The sequence below is a fragment of the Thermus tenuipuniceus genome, from assembly GCF_002964845.1.
Classification (GTDB): Bacteria; Deinococcota; Deinococci; order Deinococcales; family Thermaceae; genus Thermus; species Thermus tenuipuniceus.
Genome location: NZ_PRDA01000010.1, coordinates 16,341 through 34,927, shown reverse-complemented (window position 1 = coordinate 34,927; position 18,587 = coordinate 16,341). Strand labels below are relative to the sequence as shown.

Annotated in this window: 13 protein-coding genes, 3 tRNA genes and 1 pseudogene; 9 read left to right on the top strand and 8 right to left on the bottom strand. The window is 64.5% G+C overall.

Annotated elements, in window-relative coordinates; translation table 11 throughout:
- Positions 1 to 168: 168 nt before the first annotated feature.
- Complete coding sequence (locus C2847_RS07355) at positions 169 to 942, bottom strand: TrmH family RNA methyltransferase (protein ID WP_105317786.1); 774 nt, start codon at positions 940 to 942, stop codon at positions 169 to 171.
- A pseudogene (locus tag C2847_RS07350) lies at positions 920 to 3,216 on the bottom strand (GNAT family N-acetyltransferase). Before C2847_RS07350 ends, C2847_RS07355 begins: the two are co-directional and overlap by 23 nt.
- A gap of 32 nt (positions 3,217 to 3,248) precedes the next feature.
- Between C2847_RS07350 and pgi the strand changes: the two are divergent.
- The 9 genes from pgi to C2847_RS07305 all read left to right on the top strand — a co-directional run bounded on the left by pgi (position 3,249) and on the right by C2847_RS07305 (position 12,608).
- Positions 3,249 to 4,514, top strand: a complete 1,266-nt coding sequence (gene pgi, locus C2847_RS07345; RefSeq protein WP_105317785.1) for a glucose-6-phosphate isomerase — start codon at positions 3,249 to 3,251, stop codon at positions 4,512 to 4,514.
- 52 nt (positions 4,515 to 4,566) lie between these two features.
- Complete coding sequence (pckA, locus tag C2847_RS07340; RefSeq protein ID WP_105317784.1) at positions 4,567 to 6,156, top strand: phosphoenolpyruvate carboxykinase (ATP); 1,590 nt, start codon at positions 4,567 to 4,569, stop codon at positions 6,154 to 6,156.
- 168 nt (positions 6,157 to 6,324) lie between these two features.
- A complete protein-coding gene (locus C2847_RS07335) occupies positions 6,325 to 8,148 on the top strand; it encodes a heme o synthase (protein ID WP_105317783.1) in 1,824 nt (607 codons plus the stop codon).
- Between the two features lie 12 nt (positions 8,149 to 8,160).
- The gene (gene coxB, locus C2847_RS07330) at positions 8,161 to 9,174 is read left to right on the top strand and encodes a cytochrome c oxidase subunit II (protein WP_105317782.1); all 1,014 of its coding nucleotides are present in this window, start codon (positions 8,161 to 8,163) and stop codon (positions 9,172 to 9,174) included.
- A 13-nt stretch (positions 9,175 to 9,187) separates the two neighbouring features.
- A complete protein-coding gene (ctaD, locus tag C2847_RS07325) occupies positions 9,188 to 11,563 on the top strand; it encodes a cytochrome c oxidase subunit I (RefSeq protein ID WP_105317781.1) in 2,376 nt (791 codons plus the stop codon).
- A 59-nt stretch (positions 11,564 to 11,622) separates the two neighbouring features.
- Entirely contained in the window at positions 11,623 to 12,324 is a 702-nt protein-coding gene (locus C2847_RS07320; protein WP_208619940.1) for a hypothetical protein, read from the top strand.
- Positions 12,325 to 12,375: 51 nt separating this feature from the next.
- Positions 12,376 to 12,451, top strand: a tRNA-Lys gene (locus tag C2847_RS07315).
- A 4-nt stretch (positions 12,452 to 12,455) separates the two neighbouring features.
- Positions 12,456 to 12,530: transfer RNA gene (locus tag C2847_RS07310), tRNA-Glu, on the top strand.
- Between the two features lies 1 nt (position 12,531).
- Positions 12,532 to 12,608 (top strand) — tRNA-Val (locus C2847_RS07305).
- 72 nt (positions 12,609 to 12,680) lie between these two features.
- On the opposite strand, the gene C2847_RS07300 is transcribed toward C2847_RS07305, so the two are convergent.
- Genes C2847_RS07300 through pstC form a run of 6 tightly spaced genes read right to left on the bottom strand, consistent with a single transcriptional unit; the run spans position 12,681 to position 18,583 of the window.
- On the bottom strand, positions 12,681 to 13,442 hold the full coding sequence (locus C2847_RS07300) for a DciA family protein (RefSeq protein ID WP_105317828.1): 762 nt from the start codon (positions 13,440 to 13,442) through the stop codon (positions 12,681 to 12,683).
- Between the two features lie 19 nt (positions 13,443 to 13,461).
- Positions 13,462 to 14,484 carry a DNA replication/repair protein RecF gene (gene recF, locus C2847_RS07295; RefSeq protein WP_105317780.1) on the bottom strand — a complete coding sequence of 341 codons (1,023 nt, stop codon included), beginning with the start codon at positions 14,482 to 14,484 and terminating at the stop codon, positions 13,462 to 13,464.
- On the bottom strand, positions 14,485 to 15,657 hold the full coding sequence (locus C2847_RS07290; RefSeq protein WP_105317779.1) for an MFS transporter: 1,173 nt from the start codon (positions 15,655 to 15,657) through the stop codon (positions 14,485 to 14,487).
- 10 nt (positions 15,658 to 15,667) lie between these two features.
- Positions 15,668 to 16,483, bottom strand: coding sequence for a phosphate ABC transporter ATP-binding protein PstB (gene pstB, locus C2847_RS07285; protein WP_105317778.1), 816 nt, complete (start codon positions 16,481 to 16,483; stop codon positions 15,668 to 15,670).
- Positions 16,477 to 17,688: a phosphate ABC transporter permease PstA gene (gene pstA, locus C2847_RS07280; protein WP_105317777.1), complete on the bottom strand. Its 1,212-nt coding sequence runs from the start codon at positions 17,686 to 17,688 to the stop codon at positions 16,477 to 16,479. Before pstA ends, pstB begins: the two co-directional genes overlap by 7 nt.
- Positions 17,681 to 18,583, bottom strand: a complete 903-nt coding sequence (gene pstC, locus C2847_RS07275; protein ID WP_105317776.1) for a phosphate ABC transporter permease subunit PstC — start codon at positions 18,581 to 18,583, stop codon at positions 17,681 to 17,683. The genes pstA and pstC overlap by 8 nt, the downstream gene beginning before the upstream one ends.
- Between the last annotated feature and the right edge of the window lie 4 nt (positions 18,584 to 18,587).

Here is an 18,587-nt window from a genome sequence, read left to right as displayed (position 1 = left end):
AGGGTCAGGTAAGGACAGTCCTTCACGTCCAGCCCACAACCCGAGGGGGAAGGGCTGTAGGCTATTCCTCCTGTGGGTGGAAGGCGCAAACCCAAGGCTACAAGGCCTACCAGGAGAACCTTTTGCATAAGGAGAACTTACCCTAGTCCTTAGGCTCCCGAATGTGACCTACGCCCGGCCCCTTTGACGCAGGGCCTCGTAGAGGAGGAGGGCGGCGCTCACGGAAACGTTGAGGCTATCCGCCACTCCCCGCATGGGGATGCGCACCCTCACCCCCGCCCGGGCCAGCCAGGCCTCGGGAAGGCCTTCGTCCTCGGTGCCCAGGAGGAAGGCCACGCCTTTCTTGTAGTCCTCTTCCCAGTAAACCTTTTCCCCCCTGGGGGTGGCGGCCACCAGGAAAAGCCCTTGGGCCTCCAGGAAACGGGCCGCTTTCTCCTCGGCCACGGGAAAGACGGGCAAGGAGAAGACCACCCCCGTGGAGTTCCGGATCACCTGGGGGCTATAGAGGTCCACCCCTTCCGCCACCATGACCAGATCCACCCCCGCCCCATCCGCCGAGCGCAGGATGGCCCCCAGGTTGCCGGGTTTTTCCAGGCCCAGAAGGACCAGGACCAAGGGGTTTTGCGGGAGCCGGACTGCCTCTAGGGTTTTGTGGGGGATGCGGAAGACCCCGATGACGGGAGGCGGGTTTTCCCTTACGGAAACCCGCCCCATGGCCTCCTGGGAAAGCTCCAGGGTGGGGGCCTGGCCCCCTAGGGCCCGGTCTTCCGGGGTGGCCTTGGGGCCGAGGAGGAGGGTTTCTAAGTGGAGGCCAGCCCCTAGGGCCCTTTCCACCTCCCGCCGGCCCTCCACCAGGAAAAGGCCAGCCCGCTCCCGCTCCTTTCGTTCCTTCAGGGCGGCTAAGGCCTTCACCTTGGGGTTAGCGGGGCTTTGGATGCGCATGGCGGTTCCTCGATTCGGGGTTTCCCAGGAGGCGCACCTCAAAGCGGGCGATCCGGGGTCCGGAAAGCTCCAGGGAAACCTCTTCCACCTGGGGCAGTTCCTCTAGAAGCCGGGAAAGCCTGAGGACAATCTCCTGGTAGGGGGCAGGGTCGAGGGGACCCGAAAGATCCGGGCTTTGCCCGTGGCTTAGGGACCCCACCAGCTCCTGGGCGTCCTTCTGGGTGAGGGGGAAAGCCGCTGGCCCAGCACCTGGTCCCCCAGGGGGGTGGGCAGGAAGAGGGTGAGGACGGGGCCGAAGAGGAGGTGGGGTTTGGCGGTGAGCTTGAGGGAAAGCCCTTCCCCCTTCCCCAAGGGCAGGCCGAAGCACTCCAAAAGGGCGGCCCCCTCTGCCTGGCTCAGGGTCTTTTTCCCTTCCAGAAGCCTCCTCGCCTCCTCCAGGCGCAGGTCGGGGAAGTCGGGGAAGTGGAGGGGTTCTTTCCGCCAGGCCTGGTAGGCCCAGGCCCGGCTCAGGGCGATGGCCGCGGATTCGGGGAAGCGGTAGAGGGCCACCTGGCCCATAACCCGGGCCCGCACCCCAGGGGAGCCCATCACACAGGCCAAAAGGAGCTTGTTCCCTTCGGCCTTCTCCAAAAGAGCCAGGAACTCCTCCTCGCTGGCAAAGCCCATGGGCACGAAGAGGAGAAACACGCTTCCCGCCTCGCCTTCCAGGGCTTCTTCCAGGGCGCGGGCGAACGCCTCCGCCCTGGCCGTGGAGCCCAGGTCCACGTGTTCCACGGCAAGCCCTCCTTCCCGTAAGGCCTCGAGGGCCAGGTTGGAGGGACCGGAGGCATTGGAGATAAGGCGGACCCGGTTGTTTTCCGGAAGATGTCCTAGGGCGAGGAGGGCGGCCACGTCAAAGGCCTCCTCCAGGCTGTTGGCCCGGATCACCCCGGCCTGGGCGAAGAGGGTGCGCACCAAGGGATCCCGGGAGGGGTGCACCGCCAGGATGGGTTTTTTCTTGCCGATCCTCCGGGCTAAGCGGGAGAAGCGCCGGGGGTTGCCAAAGCTTTCCAGGTAAAGGAGGATCACCCGGGTTCGCTCGTCCTCCTCCCAGAACTGCAAAAGGTCGTTGGAGGAGAGGTCCGCCTTGGCCCCCAAGGAGACGAAGGAGGAGATGCCAAGTCCCATGCCCTCCGCGTAGGCCATCACCGCCCGGCCCAGGGTGCCGGACTGGCTGGAGATGGCCAGGGGTCCGGGTTTGGGGAGGGGGGCGAGACCCGCCGCCAGCCGGACTTCAGGGTGGGTGTGGACCATGCCCAAGGAGCCTGGCCCCAGGAGGCGCATCCCGTGGCGCCGGGCCTTGTCAGCCAGTTCCCTGGTTTCCCCTTCCGTAAAGCCGGTGGTGAGGACGATGGCCGCCCGCACCCCCCGTCTTCCCGAGGCCTCCAGGGCCTCCCAAACCCGGTCCTTGGGCACGGCGATCACCGCCAGGTCCACGGGGCCGGGGATGCTCTCCACCCTGGGGTAGGCGAGAAGGGGCCCCACCGTGCCCCCTTCCTTGCCGATGGCCTCGTTCACCGGGTAGACGGGGCCTTGGAAGCGGCCAAAGATGAGGTTTTCCAGGGTGCGGTAGCCGATGCTTTCCGGGTCGCGGCTTGCCCCCACCACCGCCACACCCCGGGGAAAGAAGAAGGGGTGAAGGCTCGCAAGGGTGGAAACCTTTTCCCGCCACTCAAACCGCTCCGCCGCCTTCTCCTCCAGGAGGATCTCAAACTCCACCTCCACCTCCCCGCTATCCCTGTGGGCCCGCACCTGGAAGCCGCTTTCCATGAAGACGTTGAGCATTTTCTGGTTCTCCGCCAGGACGAAGGCCTGAAACCGCCTTACCCCCCGCTTGGCGGCGATCAAGGCCAGGCGCTCCAGAAGGAGGGTGCCCAGGCCCTTGCCCTGGAAGGCGTCGTCCACCAGAAAGGCCACCTCGGCGGTGTCCTCCCCCTTCAGGCGCACGTACTCCCCCGTGGCCACCATCCTGGGGGGGTCTCCCGCCAGGACCATGAGGGTTACCTTCTCCTCCTCAGGCTTGGCGGAAAGGAGAAGCTCCGCCGCCTTTTCCGGGGAGATGGGGGAGAAGAAGCGCATGCGCAAGGACTCCGGGGATAGCCGCCTCAGGAACTCCACGAAAAGAGGAAGGTCCTTGGGACCTGCCCGCCTTAGGAAGGCGGTGCGCCCGTCCTTGAGGAGGATGGGACCCTCCTCGAGGCCGTGCTGGGGCGTGGGTGGGGGCACGTAACCCATGCCTTTAGCCTACATCCGGGTAGCATGGGGGTATGCTGCGCCTGGATACCCGCTTCCTCCCGGATTTCCCCCAGGCTTTTAAGGAGCATGGGCCCCTCCTTCTTCAGGCCCGGGAGGCTCTTTTGGCCAAGCGGAAGGATCCCCAAAGCATGCTGGGCTGGATGGACCTCCCCGAGGACACGGAAACCCTGAGGCGGATCCGCCGCTATCGGGAGACTAACCCCTGGGTGGAGGACTTCGTCCTCCTGGGCATCGGGGGAAGCGCCTTGGGGCCTAAGGCCCTGGAGAGTGCCTTTAACGAAAGCGGCGTGCGCTTCCACTACGTGGACCACGTGGAGCCGGAGCCCGTGTTTCGGCTCCTTCGGGGCCTAGACCCCCGGAAGACCCTGGTGAATGCGGTTTCCAAGTCGGGGGCCACCGCGGAAACCCTGGCTGCTCTTCTGGTTTTTCTGAAATGGCTTCGGGAGAACCTGGGGGAGGACTGGCGGCAGCACCTGGCTCTCACCACGGATCCCCAGCGGGGGGCGCTAAGGGCTTTGGCGGAAAAGGAGGGCCTCGAGGCCTTTTCCATTCCCGAAAATGTGGGAGGGCGCTTCTCCGTGCTTTCCCCGGTGGGGCTCCTTCCCTTGGCCTTTGCCGGGATGGACCTGGAGGCCCTCCTTATGGGGGCCAGGAAGGCCAATGAGGTAGCCCTGGCTCCCCTGGAGGAGAGCCTTCCCCTGCAGACCGCCCTCCTGCAGCACCTCTACCGCCACCTGCCCATCACGGTCTTCATGGTGTACTCGGAGAGACTCAAATACCTCCCCGCCTGGTTTGTCCAGCTCCACGACGAGTCCTTGGGCAAGCGGGATGGGGAGGGCAACCGGGTGGGCACCACCGCCGTGCCCGCCCTGGGCCCTCAGGACCAGCACGCCCAGGTGCAGCTCTTCCGGGAAGGCCCCTTGGACAAGCTCATCGTTCTGGTGGTGCCGGAAAGGGCCACGGAGGACCTCCTCCTGCCCCAGGTGGAAGGCCTCGAGGAGGAGGCGGGCTACCTCTTCGGCAAGGGCCTGTTCCAACTCTTGAAGGCCGAGGCCGAGGCCACCTACCAGGCCTTGGCGGAAGCGGGACAGAGGGTCTATACTCTCTACCTCTCGGAGGTTTCCCCCTACGCCGTGGGCTGGCTCTTGCAGCACCTCATGTGGCAAACCGCTTTCCTGGGGGAGCTCTGGAGGGTGAACGCCTTTGACCAGCCCGGGGTGGAGCTGGGCAAGCGGTTAACCTTTGCCCTTCTTGGGCGTCCCGGGTATAGCTCCTAACCTTGGAAGCGTGGAAATAAGTGTATGATGCCCTAGGCATAAGGGGGTCTCTATGGACCGACTGGAGCCTTTGGGCATCAAACCGAGGAAACAGGTTTTCTGGAACACGGTTTCTCCCATCCTGGTGGAGCATACCCTGGCCCGGGGGGAGGGGATTCTTGCTCACAAAGGGTCCTTGGTGGTGGACACCACCCCCTACACCGGGAGAAGCCCCCGCGACAAGTTCGTGGTGCGGGAGCCGGGGGTAGAGGAGGAGATCTGGTGGGGTGAGGTGAACCAGCCCTTCGCCCCGGAGGCCTTCCAGGCCCTTTTGGAAAGGGTGGCCGCCTACCTTTCCGACCGCGACCTCTACGTTCAGGACCTGTATGCGGGAGCGGACAAACGCCATCGCCTGGCAGTGCGGGTGGTGACGGAAAGCCCCTGGCATGCCCTTTTTGCCCGCAACATGTTCATCCTCCCGCGCCGGTTCCCCGAGGACGACGAGGTGGAGCCTTTCGCTCCCGGCTTCACCGTGATCCACGCCCCTTACTTCCTGGCCGACCCCGAGCGGGATGGAACCCGGAGCGAGGTGTTCGTGGGCATCAGCTTCCAGAGAAAGCTTGTCCTCATCGTGGGCACCAAGTACGCCGGGGAGATCAAGAAGAGCATCTTCACCGTGATGAACTACCTCATGCCTAAACAAGGGGTTTTCCCCATGCACGCCTCAGCCAACGTGGGGAAGGAGGGGGATGTGGCCATCTTCTTCGGTCTTTCCGGGACGGGCAAGACCACCCTTTCCACCGACCCGGAGAGGCCTTTGATCGGCGATGACGAGCACGGCTGGAGCGAGGAGGGGGTTTTCAACTTTGAGGGAGGGTGCTACGCCAAGGTTATCCGTCTCTCCCCGGAGCACGAGCCCCTTATCTATAAGGCCTCCAACCGGTTTGAGGCCATTCTGGAGAACGTGGTGGTGAACCCGGAAAGCCGCTGGGTGGAGTGGGATGACGACACCAAGACCGAGAACACCCGGGCCTCCTATCCTCTGGCCCATTTGGAAAACGTGGTGGAGTCCGGCATGGCCGGGCACCCCAGGGCCATCTTCTTCCTCTCCGCCGATGCCTACGGGGTCCTGCCCCCCATCGCCCGCCTCAGCTCAGAACAGGCCATGTACTACTTCCTCTCCGGCTACACCGCCCGGGTGGCGGGCACCGAGCGGGGTGTCACCGAGCCTAAGGCCACCTTCTCCGCCTGTTTCGGGGCGCCTTTTTTGCCCCTCCACCCCGGGGTCTATGCCCGGATGCTGGGGGAGAAGATCGAGAAACATGGCCCCAGGGTGTACCTGGTGAATACCGGCTGGACCGGGGGGCCTTACGGGGTGGGCCGGCGTTTCCCCCTTCCCCTTACCCGTGCCCTCTTGCAGGCGGCCCTAAACGGGGCCCTCGAGGGGGTCCCTTACCGCCAGGATCCCGTCTTTGGCTTTGAGGTCCCCCTGGAGGTGCCGGGGGTGCCCAAGGAGTTTTTAGACCCGCGGGAAACCTGGGAGGACAAGGAGGCCTACGATCGGCAGGCCAGGAAGTTAGCCGCCCTGTTCCAGGAAAACTTCCAGAGATATGCGGACGGGGTGGGGGAAACCATACGCCGGGCAGGACCAAAGGTAGGGTAGCCCTTATCCTCATGTGGGGCTGGGCTTTCTGCCCAGCTCCTTGCCAAGTAGGGCCAGGGGGTATTAGTCTCCTAGGTGGCAGGTAATGGAAGGGACAAATGTACTTCACCCCTGGAGGAGGTCTTCTGGCAGAATGGTAAGCACTACCGTCTGGGGGACGGGTGTCCTATGAGCCAAGCTTGGTTTAGCCGTTACGCCTGGGGAGTCTTGGGGTGGAACATCCTGGTGGCCCTCTGGGGGGCTTACGTGCGGGCCACGGGGTCGGGGGCGGGGTGCGGCTCCCACTGGCCCACCTGCAATGGGGAGATCATTCCCCGGAGCCCGCAGGTGGAGACCCTCATCGAGTTCACCCACCGGGTGACCTCCGGGCTCGCCTTCCTCTCTGTTCTCCTTCTCCTCCTCTTGGCCTTGCGCCTCCTTCCCAAGGGGCACCCCGCTCGCCTGGGGGCCGGCCTTTCCTTCCTGTTCATGGTGACGGAGAGCCTGGTAGGGGCTTCCCTGGTCCTCTTCGGCTGGACGGCGCACAACGTCAGTGCGGAGCGGGCCGTGGTGCAGATGGTCCACCTGGCCAACACCTATTTCCTCCTGGCCTCCCTGGCCCTCACCGCCTGGTGGGCCTCTGGAGGGGCTCCCTTGCGCCTTAGGGGGCAGGGTGCGGTGGGGGCGGCCCTGCTCCTGGGACTTCTGGCCTTGCTCTTCCTGGGGATGAGCGGGGCGGTGACCGCTTTGGGCGACCTTCTTTTCCCCGTCCGGAACACCCTCGAGGCCCTGGAGCGCTCCCTGACCCCGGGCGAGCACTTCCTGGTGCGCCTTAGGGTCCTCCACCCCCTCATCGCGGTGAGCGTGGGGCTTTACGTGGTTTTCGCCGGGTACCTGGTGGCCCACCTTCGCCCCTCCTCTCATACCCAGCGCTTTGCCAACGGTCTCGCCTACCTCTACGGGGTCCAGCTTTTGGCCGGGTTGGTGAACGTGTGGCTCAAAGCCCCGGTCTGGATGCAGATCGTCCACCTCTTTTTGGCCTATGCCGTCTGGCTCATCTTCGTTCTCCTGGCGGGGGCGGCCCTGGCCCGCGGGGCCCGGCAGGTGGAGCTGGGGGAGGGTACCGGGACCCAGGAGGTACACCGGGGCACGGGCGGCGCCACCTGGAAGGACTACCTGGCCCTCACTAAGCCGCGGGTCATCAGCCTGCTTCTCTTCACCACCCTCTTCGCCATGCTCATCGCCGCCAAGGGCTGGCCTGGCACGGGCCTCTTCCTGGTGGTGGCCCTGGGAGGCTACATGATGGCGGGAGCGGCCAACGCCATCAACATGGTGGTGGACCGGGATATCGACGCCCGCATGCGCCGCACCGCCAGAAGGCCCACGGTCACGCAGCGCATCTCCAGCCGGGACGCCCTCCTTTTTGCCTTTGCCCTGGCCCTCTTTTCCTTCCTGCTCCTCTGGTGGGGGGCGAACCTCCTCACGGCCACCCTGGCCCTTATGGGCCTTATCTGGTATGTGTTGGTCTACACCCTTTATCTCAAGCGGCGCACCTGGCAGAACATCGTCATCGGTGGGGCGGCGGGGGCCTTTCCCCCCCTGGTGGGCTGGGCGGCGGTGACGGGCGAGCTCAGCCTCTTCGCCTGGTATCTCTTCGCCCTCATCTTCTTCTGGACCCCGGTGCACTTCTGGGCCTTGGCCCTCATGATCCAGGAGGATTACCGGGCCGTGGGGGTACCCATGCTGCCCGTGGTTTTGGGGGAGAGGGTGACGGTGATGCAGATCGCTCTCTATGCGGTGCTTACCGCCCTAATCTCCCTCATGCCCCTCCTTTTGGGGGAGCTTGGCCTCGTTTACTTCTTCTTTAGTCTCACCCTTAATGCTTTGCTTATCCTTAAGAGCCTTGCCCTCTACCGCCAGCCCGAGCGGAGGACGGCGGTTTCGCTGTATAAATACTCCATGCTCTACCTGGCCCTCTTGTTCGTGGCCATGGCGGTGGACCGGGTACTTTAGGGAGGGAAGCGGATGAAAAGAGTTGTGGCGGCGCTTGGTACCTTAGGATTGGCCCTAGCCCAGGAGGCCCACCGGGTGGCCATCACCCATCCGGTGTCCGCCTTTAACCGGGAGACCAACTTCCTCCTGATCTGGGTCTTGGTCTTTTCCGTGCTCGTCTTCGGGGTAGTGGCTGGGGCTCTGGCCTACGTTACCTGGAAGTTCCGCGCCAAACCTGGCCGGGAAGGGGAGCCACCCCAGTTCCACGGCAATGACCGGTTGGAAGTAGTCTGGACGGTGATCCCCATCCTCATTATCTTCGTCCTCTTCGGCCTCACCGCCCGAAGCCTGATCCTGGTGAACAAGCCCATCCCCGGGGCCATGAAGGTGGAGGTGACGGGCTACCAGTTCTGGTGGGACTTCAACTACCCCGAGCTGGGCTTCCGCAACTCCAACGAGCTCATCCTGCCCGCTGGGGTTCCCGTGGAGCTGGAAATTACCTCAAAGGACGTGATCCACTCCTTCTGGGTGCCGGGGCTTGCGGGCAAGCGGGATGCCATTCCGGGACAAAAGACCCTTCTTCACTTCACACCGGAAAAGCCCGGCGTGTACTACGGCTTTTGCGCGGAGCTCTGTGGGCCTAGCCACGCCCGCATGCTCTTCCGGGTAATCGTCCTGTCCCAGGAGGACTTTGAGCGCTTCGCCCAAGCGGCTCAGGCGTACACCCCTCCCGTGGCCGATGCCCAGGGGCAGCAGGTGTTCCAGCAGAACTGCATGGCCTGCCACTCGGTCCAGGGCAAGATGCCCCCTGCGGTTATCGGCCCCGAGCTGGCCTTTATGGGCAACCGCACCAGCCTGGCGGCAGGCATCGTGGACTATACCCCGGGTACCCTAAAGGCCTGGATCCGGGATCCCCTTTCCATGAAGCCAGGAAGCAAAATGCCTGGTTTCCCCCAGCTCTCCGAACAGGAGCTGGACGCCCTGGTCCGTTACTTGGACGGCTTGAAGGTGGAGGGCTTGGACTTCAAGGCCCTGCCCAAGTTCTAGGGAGGTTTAGAGGATGGCCATTGCAACCAAGCCAAAAGCGGGTTTTTGGGCGGTCCTTTGGGACCTTCTCACCACAGTAGACCACAAGAAGATCGGTCTCTTGTACACGGCCACCGCCTTCTTCGCCTTTGCCCTGGCGGGGGTTTTCTCCCTCCTCATCCGGGCGCAGCTGGCGGTGCCCAACAACACCTTGCTTACGGGGGAGCAGTACAACCAGGTCCTGACCCTTCATGGGGCCACCATGCTCTTCTTCTTCATCATCCAGGCTGGGCTCACCGGCTTTGGCAACTTCGTGGTGCCCCTGATGCTGGGGGCTAGGGACGTGGCCCTGCCCCGGGTAAACGCTTTCAGCTACTGGGCCTTTTTGGGGGCCATCATCCTGGCCCTTATGAGCTACCTCTTCCCTGGAGGGGCTCCCAGTGTGGGCTGGACCTTCTACTACCCCTTCTCGGTGCAGTCGGGTAGCGGGGTGGACTTCTACATGGCGTCCATCCTCCTCCTGGGCTTCTCCAGCCTCTTGGGCAACGCCAACTTCATCGCCACCATCTACAACCTCCGGGCCCAGGGGATGAGCATGTGGAAGATGCCCATGTACGTGTGGAGCGTCTTCGCCGCCAGCGTCCTTAACCTCTTCAGCCTGGCGGGGCTCACCTCGGCTACCCTTCTCGTACTTTTGGACCGGAAGATTGGGCTTTCCTGGTTTAACCCTGATATTGGGGGTGACCCGGTTCTCTTCCAGCAGTTCTTCTGGTTCTACTCCCACCCCACGGTCTACGTGATGCTCCTGCCCTACCTGGGCATCCTGGCGGAGGTGGCCTCCACCTTTGCCCGCAAACCCCTTTTCGGCTACAAGCAGATGGTCTGGGCCCAGATGGGCATCGTGGTGTTGGGCACCATGGTGTGGGCCCACCACATGTTCACCGTAGGCGAGTCCACCATCTTCCAGATCGCCTTCGCCTTCTTCACCGCCCTCATCGCCGTGCCCACGGGGGTGAAGCTCTTCAACCTCATCGGCACCCTTTGGGGTGGGCATCTGCAGATGAAGACCCCCCTCTACTGGGTGCTGGGCTTCATCTTTAACTTCCTCCTAGGGGGCATCACCGGGGTTATGCTCTCCATGACGCCCCTGGACTACCACTTCCAGGACTCCTACTTCGTGGTGGCCCACTTCCATAACGTTTTGATGGCGGGGTCGGGCTTTGGGGCCTTCGCCGGGCTTTACTACTGGTGGCCCAAGATGACGGGCCGCATGTACGACGAGCGTTTGGGGAGGCTCCACTTCTGGCTCTTCCTGGTGGGCTACCTGCTGGTCTTCCTACCCCAGTACGCCTTGGGCTTCTTGGGCATGCCCCGGCGCTACTACACCTACAACGCGGATATCGCCGGTTGGCCCGAGCTGAACCTCATCTCCACCATCGGGGCCTTCATCCTGGGCTTGGGCGGCCTGGTCTGGATCTACGCCATGTGGAAGAGCCTCCGCTCCGGCCCCAAGGCCCCCGACAACCCCTGGGGTGGGTACACCCTGGAGTGGCTCACCAGCTCTCCCCCCAAGGCCCATAACTTTGACGTGGCCCTGCCCAAGGACTTCCCCTCGGAAAGGCCCCTTTACGACTGGCCCAAGAAGGGGGTGGAGCTGAAGCCCGAAGACCCCAGCCACATCCACCTGCCCAATAGCTCCTTCTGGCCCTTCTACTCCGCCGCCACCCTCTTCGCCTTCTTCGTTTCCGTGGCGGCCTTGCCCGTGCCCAACGCCTGGATGGGGGTCTTCCTGGCCCTCTTCGCCTATGGCCTCATCCGCTGGGCCCTCGAGGACGAGTACAGCCACCCGGTGGAGCACCACACCCTTTCCGGCAAGTCCAACGCCTGGATGGGGATGGCCTGGTTCATCGTCTCGGAAGTGGGCCTCTTCGCCATCCTCATCGCGGGCTACCTCTACCTCCGGCTCACAGGGGCGGCGGTGCCTCCCGAGGAGCGGCCTGCCCTCTGGTTGGCCCTCCTCAACACCTTCTTCCTGGTGAGCTCCTCCTTCACCGTGCACTTTGCCCACCACGACCTGAGGCGTGGCCGCTTCAGCCCCTTCCGCTTTGGCCTTTTGGTCACCATCATCCTGGGCGTGCTCTTCTTCCTGGTCCAGTCCTACGAGTTCTACGAGTTCCACCACGCCTCCAGCTGGCAGGAGAACCTCTGGACCGCCACCTTCTTCACCATCGTGGGCCTGCACGGCCTGCATGTGGTGATCGGGGGCTTTGGCCTGATCCTGGCCTACCTCCAGGCCCTCCGGGGCAAGATCACCCAGCACCACCACGGCACCCTCGAGGCGGCCAGCATGTACTGGCACCTGGTGGATGCGGTCTGGCTGGTGATCGTGACCATCTTCTACGTCTGGTGATCCCCTTGGTCTTGGCCCCCGCCTTTTGGGCGGGGGCTTTGCTATCTATGTGGGAAGGGATGCGCCTTTTGGTGGTGGATTTTGATTACTTTTTCCCCGTACCCCAAGACCCTAAGGATCCTTTGGCCCCCCTTCACGCCTGGGCCCACTTTGAAACCCCCTATTACCTGGGCGAAGTGTGGGAGCGCAGGGCTCTGGCCTTTCTCCTGCGGGGCCTTCCCTTGCCCAAGGCACGGGGCTGGGAAGGGTTTTGGGAGCGGTTTGCCTTCGCCCCGGGAGCGGTGCTTTACTACGCGGACTCCAACGCGCTGGCCTTTCACCCGGAGGTGAGGGAGGGGGTGGAGGAGGTGGTCCTTTTCGACGCCCATCACGACGCAGGCTACCGCCCTTTGGGGGAGGAGCCTGCCTGCGACGACTGGATGGTCTATTACGCCCGCCAAGGGGCCAGGCTTAGGGTTTTCTACCCTTCCTGGCGCGATCCTTCTCTGGAACCCGAGCCCTCGGTTCCTGTGGAGAGGGTCAAGGATCCTGGGGGGCCAGTGGAAGGGATCTTCCAGCGGGTGTTCCTCTGCCGCAGCGGGGCCTGGGTCCCCCCTTGGGCCGACGAGGCCTTTTTCGCCTTCTTGGAGGCAGCTCTCCTGCCCAAGGTGGCCCTGGAGGCGGTGGCGAGGAGGCCATTGGACCTCGAGGGCCTAAAGCGAAGGGCCCGGGAGGAAACCCTTGGCCTGAGGTTTATGGAACGCCTAAGGGGGCTTGGCTAGGCCTTGCCCTGGACATGCTTCCCTTCTTCGCCTATAATCACTAAGGCTGTTGGGCCGTTAGCTCAGCTGGCAGAGCAACCGACTTTTAATCGGTAGGTCGCAGGTTCGAATCCTGCACGGCCCACCACCGAGGCCCCATCGTCTAGCGGTCAGGACGCGGCCCTCTCAAGGCCGAAACGGGGGTTCGATTCCCCCTGGGGTCACCACGGGCGGCTAGCTCAGCCGGTCAGAGCGCTCGCCTTACAAGCGAGAGGTCAGAGGTTCAAATCCTCTGCCGCCCACCACGATGGGAACACAAAACTTCCCCCCTCGGTAGCGAGGGGGGGAAGATGATTTGAGGGCTTATTTGATGGGCTTTAGGCTTCCTTGGCGAGGAGGCTCCGCACCGCCTCGGGGAGGGTTTCCCCGGGAAAGAGGGTCTGGAAGCGCTGGGCCAGGTCCCGGAGAAGGGGACGAAGGGATTCGTCCCGTAAGGCCTGGGGGTAAAGGGCTTCCATCTCGCTTAGAAGAGATTGTCTGGCCAGGTGCCGGGCCACTAGGAGGGCTTCCCCCTCGAGGCTCGTGGGCCGGCCCCGCTTGAGGCGCTCCGCCTCCTTGCGCACCCAGGGGCTTTCCAGAAGGCGGCGGCAGGTGGGGCAGGGATGCTTGGGGCTAGGGCTTCCGCAGATGGGGCAGGGCTCGCCCCGATCCTTTTGCAAAAGGGCCAGGGCGGCCCGGGCTACCTTTTCCCGTAGCTCCAGGGGGGCTTTTTCCGCCAGCTCCAAGGCTCGGCGGCTTGCCCATAGGAGGCGCTCGGGGTTTCCCGGGGTTTTGGGGGCCTCTGGTTCCTTCTCCAGGGGCCCCACCACGAAGCGGATCTCCTTCACCACCCCTGGAAACCGCTCCTCGTAGCGTCGCAAAAGGGCCAGGCGGCTATAGGTGAGCTGGTGGGCGGTGACGGGGTCCGCCACACGCACGGTGAGGGCACCCTCCTCGAGGGTCAGGGGCTGGCTGAGCCGGGCAAGCTCCTTGCCCACCACCTCCCGCCAGGCGGCCAGCACCAGACCCCGCTTCAGCTTTTCCTTCCCCCCGGCCCTCTTGAGGGCCTCGGGGATCACCTCCTTAAGCCGCCAGGGCATGCCCATCCTCCCGGAAGGGTCAGCATAGGACCACCCCTCCTTCCACCCAGCATACCGGGACCCCCTCGGGGGCCCAAAGCCCCGCCAGGATGGCCTGAGGTAGGGTGCGGGTGTAGGCCAGAACCGCCTGCCGTTTGCCCTCGTCCAGCTCCTCGCTCCACTCGTCCACCAGGAGAAGGGGGGCTTCCCCATGGTGCTCGGAAAGCAGGCGATGCTCGGCCAGGCGCAGGGCCAGGGCCACCCCTTTGGCTTCCCCCCGGCTTCCAAAGCGTTGGACCGGCCGGCCTGAAAGCAGGAAGACCAGGTCGTCGCGGTGGGGGCCCACCAGGGTCTGCCCCCGGGCCAGCTCCTCTTCCCTCCGGGCCCTTAGGGCCTCGAGGAGATCCCCCGGGGCGGTTTCCTCCAGAAGAAGCCCCACCTCCCCCGGGGCCAGGCTCCGGTGGACGGATTGGAATATGGGCAAGAACCGCTTTAAGAAGCGCCTTCGGAAGGCCATGATCTCTGTGCCGTAGCGGGCCAGCTCCTGATCCCATACGGAAAGCCCGTTCCCCCCGGCCTTCAAAAGGGCGTTTCGCTGGCGTAGAGCCTTTTCGTAAGCGGAAAGGAGGGCGGCGTACCGGCGGGAGAAGCGCCCGATCAGGCGATCCAGAAAGGCCCGCCTCTCCTCCCGGCTCCCCAGCACCACCTCCACGTCCTCAGGCAGGACCAGGACCGAGCCCGGAAGCTCGTGAAGGACCCTTAGGCTCACCGCCTTCTCGTTCAGCACGATCTCCCTTCCCTCCGGCCTCAGCCGTTGCTCGATCCGGTATAGACCCAGCTCGGTTTCCACCTCCGCCTGCAGCCAGGCTTCCTCCTCCCCGAAACGGATCAGGTCGGCCAAGGAGGCCCGGACCTCGCCTCCAAGGGCCAGGTGGATGCCGAGGAGCAAGCTGGTCTTCCCCTGGGCGTTCCCTCCCACCAGGGCGAAAAGGCCCTGAGGGGGTTGGAAGGCCGAGAAGGCCAGGTTGCGGAAGTTCCTCTGGCGGAGGACGAGGAGTTGCATCTAGATCCTTGCCCGGCGAAAGAGGAAGGGAAGGGCGAGGAGGGCCATGAGGAGGAGGGCAGCCCCCAGGAGGTAGGGGGCCTCAGGGGAAAGCCGGTAGAGGCCAGTACCCAGAACAGGCCCGAGCATCCTACCCAGGGCCTGGGCGGAGGCGCTCAAGCCCGCCACCAGGCCTTGTTCCCCTTCCCCCACGGCCAGGGAAAGGGCGGCGGTAACCCCCGGCCCCGCCAGGGCCGCCCCCGCCCCCTGCAGGGCTAGGCCCAGGGCCAAAAGGGGAAAGCCTTGGGCTACCACCAAAAGGAGAAAGCCCAGGATGCCCACGGGTACCCCAAGGAGGAGGAGGGTTCGGGGCGGCCAGGAGAAGCGCCGAACCAGGAAACCCTGGATGAAGACCGCCACCAGCCCGTAAAGCACCAGGGCAAGCCCCACGCTCCTGGCGGTTTCCACCCCCGAAAGCCCGAGGCGATCTTGGAAGTAGAAGGCGATGGTCTGCTCGAGGGCCACCCCGGAAAGGTTCAGGGAAAACCCCAGGAGGAGAAGGGGAAAAACCCGTCCATCCCAGGGGGAAAGGTGCCCTGCCTCCTGCAATCCCTGGGGCCTGGACTCCGGCAGGACCAGGGCCACGAAAAGGGCGTTGAGGAAAGCGATGCCGGAGGAAAAGAACACCGGGGCCAGGAGGCCAAACCATGCGGCAAGCCCCGCCCCCAAGGCGGGCCCCAGGATGACCGCCAGGCCGAAGGCGGCCCCCAAGAGGGCCATGCCCGCGGTGCGGTTCTCCCGCCCGGTGATATCGGCCACGTAGGCTTGGGCGGTGGGTAGGGTGGCAGAGCTGAAGGCCCCGCCAAGAAGCCGGGCCAGGAGGAGGAGGGGGAAGAGGAGGCCCGCGGAGACCAGCCCCCTTTGGCCCAAGAGGGCAAAGAGGCCAAAGAGGAGGAAACTCACGGCAAAGCCCAGGATGCCCAGGAGGAGGATGGGCTTCCTGCCCTTCTCGCTCAGCCTCCCCCAGAGGGGCGAAAGGAGGAACTGCATGAGGGCGTAGCCAGTGGAGAAAAAACCCACCTGGACCTCGGTGAGCCCAAGCTCCCGGCCCAAAGGCCCCAGGATGGGGAAGAGGATGGAAAGCCCCAGGATGCTGTTGAAAAGGGTCAGGAAGAGGAGGCCTACAGGGGACATGCCCTAGAGTTTATCCGAAGCGGCCGGTGATGTAGGCCTCGGTGTACGGGTGTTTGGGCTTGGTGAAGATCAGTTCGGTGGGTCCCTCTTCCACCAAAACCCCGAGGTGCATGAAGAGGGTGCGGTCGGACACCCGGGCGGCCTGTTGCATGTTGTGGGTCACGATGACCACGGTATAGTGCTGCTTCAGCCCGGTGATGAGGTCCTCGATGGCCTGGGTGGCGATGGGGTCCAGGGCGCTGGTGGGCTCGTCCATGAGGAGCAGGGGCGGTTCCACCGCGATAGCCCGGGCGATGCAGAGCCGCTGCTGCTGGCCACCGGAGAGCCGTAGCCCGCTTTCCTTCCGGAAGCGGTCCTGCACCTCGTTCCAAAGGGCTGCCCGCTTCAAGGCTTCCACCACCCGGTCCTCCAGCTCACTCCCCTTGAAGCCCATAAGCCGCAGGCCGAAAGCCACGTTCTCGAAGATGGTTTTGGGAAAGGGATTGGGCTTTTGGAAGACCATGCCGATCTGCCGCCTCACGGCCACCGGGTCCACCCGGGGATCGTAGATGTTCACCCCCTCGTAGAGCACCTCGCCTTCCACCCGCACCCCAGGGACGAGGTCGTTCATGCGGTTGAGAGAGCGAAGGAGGGTGCTCTTGCCGCATCCCGAGGGGCCGATGATGGCCGTGATCTGGTTGCGGGGAAAGCGGACGGAGATATCGTAAAGGGCCTGCTTCTTCCCGTACCAGAGGTTCAGCCGGCGGACGTCCACCAAGGCCTCGGCTTCGGTGACGGGGGCCGAGCGTACGGTTTCGTGATCCTTCAGGAGTTCCAGACTCACCATTCCCTCCTAAACCGGTTCCTGAGGTACAGGGCCATCAAGTAGAGCCCCGAGAGCATGGCCAGCATGACGAGGATGCCCGCAGCGGCCACCCGGCTGAACTCCGGGATGTTCATGGACACCCAGAGGTAAATCTGCACCGGCACCACCGTGTACTCCGACATGGGGCCGTTGGGGAAGAAAGGGACGTAAGCGGCGGCGCCCACCAGGAGGGGGGGGGCCGCCTCGCCGATGAGGCGGGCGGCGGAAAGGATAACCCCGGTCACCATGCCCGGCAAGGCCGCGGGCACCACCACTCGGAACACTACCTGTCGGCGCGTGGCTCCCAGGGCGAAGGCCGCTTGGCGCAGGGACTCCGGTACCGCGCGCAGGGCCTCGCGGGAGGTGACCACGATGACCGGGATGCCCAAGAGGCCCAAAGTGAGGGCGGCCGCCAGGATGCTGGGCCCAAGGCCGAACTCCCGCACGAAGAGGGCGAGGCCGAGGAGGCCGTAGACGATGGAGGGCACCCCGGCCAGGTTGCGGAGGTTGACCTCCAGGATGCGGTTGAGGGTCCCTTCCCGCAGGTACTCCTCCAGGAGGATGGCGGTCCCCACCCCCACGGGTATGGCGATGAGGAGGGCCAGAGAGAGGACCCAGGCCGTTCCCCAGATGGCCACGCCGATCCCCGCGGTGAGGGGGGAGCGGGAAGGTGGGCGGGTCAGGAAGCTCTGGTCGAGCCAGGGGTTTAGGACCAGCCGTTCTCCCTCGCCTAGGTTGGCCTTGAGCTCGTTCCAGCGGCGCAGGCCCTCGGCCAGGGAAAAGTCCTCCACCCGCTCGTCCCGGAGGCCGGTGACCACGTAGCGGAAGGGGCCGTCTTGGGTGTTCCACATGAGCTCCACCCGGTTCTGAAGAAGGAGTACCCGACGCTCCGTGGGGTCTTGGAGGGAGGAGCTGATCTCCTCTTCGGTATAACCCCGGGCCAGGAGCTCTTGTCGCAGGATCTCATTGGCGGAAAGCCCAAAGGGATAAGTCTTTCCCGGGCCTTCATCGGCCCGCACCACCTGCACGGAGAAGCTCCGGTAGACCGTGTCCCCCAGGAGTAGCGCCAAAAGGCCAATGGACACGGCCAGGGGAATCAGGAGGGCACGGGCAAAGGCCCGGTCGATCCGCGTTTTCCACGGGTCCGTGGAGAAGGCCTGAGGGGGGGACTCGAGGGACCTATTCATACCGCTCCCGGTAGCGCTCCACCACCCACTGGGCCAGGATGTTGAGGAGAAGGGTGAGGAGGAAGAGGGTGAAGCCCACGGCGAAGAGGGCGTAGAAAGCGGTGGAGCCTGTGGGTTGGTCTCCTGTGGCGGCCTGGACGATGTAGCTGGTCATGGTGGCGATGGTTTCTCGAGGGTCCAGGGTGAGGGTCGGCCTTTGGCCGGCGGCGATGGCCACAATCATGGTCTCGCCGATGGCCCGGCTGGTGGCCAGGATGATGGCAGCGATGATGCCGGAGATGGCTGCGGGGAAGACCACCCGCAGGGCCACCTCGTAAGGGCGGGCCCCCAAGGCATAGGCTGCCTCCCGGATGGAGCGAGGGACGGACTCCATGGCGTCCGCGGCCACGTTGGAAACGTAGGGGATGATGGCGAAGCCCATGACCAGCCCCGCGGAGAGCGGGTTGAAGATGTTGAGGTCGGGGATGGCCCACTGCAACAGGGGGGTTACGAAGAGGAGGGCGAAGTAGCCGAAGACCACGGTGGGGATGCCCTCAAAGAGTTCCAAGGTGCCTTTGATGCGGGGCCGGGTGCTCCCGCTGGCGTACTCTGCAAGGTAGATGGCCAGGGAAAGGCCCAAGGGGATGGCCACCAGGAGGGCGATGGCCGTCACCAAGAAGGTGCCGGCGATGAGAGGAGCGATGCCATAGCGGGGTTCGGCGAACAGGGGGGTCCACTCGGGGGCCAGGAGGAACTCCAGGAGGGGAACCCGCCGGAAGAACTGAACCACATCCCCCACCAGGCTAAGGATGACCCCCAAGGTGGTGAGGAGCGTGACGGAGGAGAGCGAAACCAGGAGGACAAAGGTAAGGACCTCCTTGGGGTTTCTTGAGGGCCGTTGCTTCAGGATCTCCATGCCT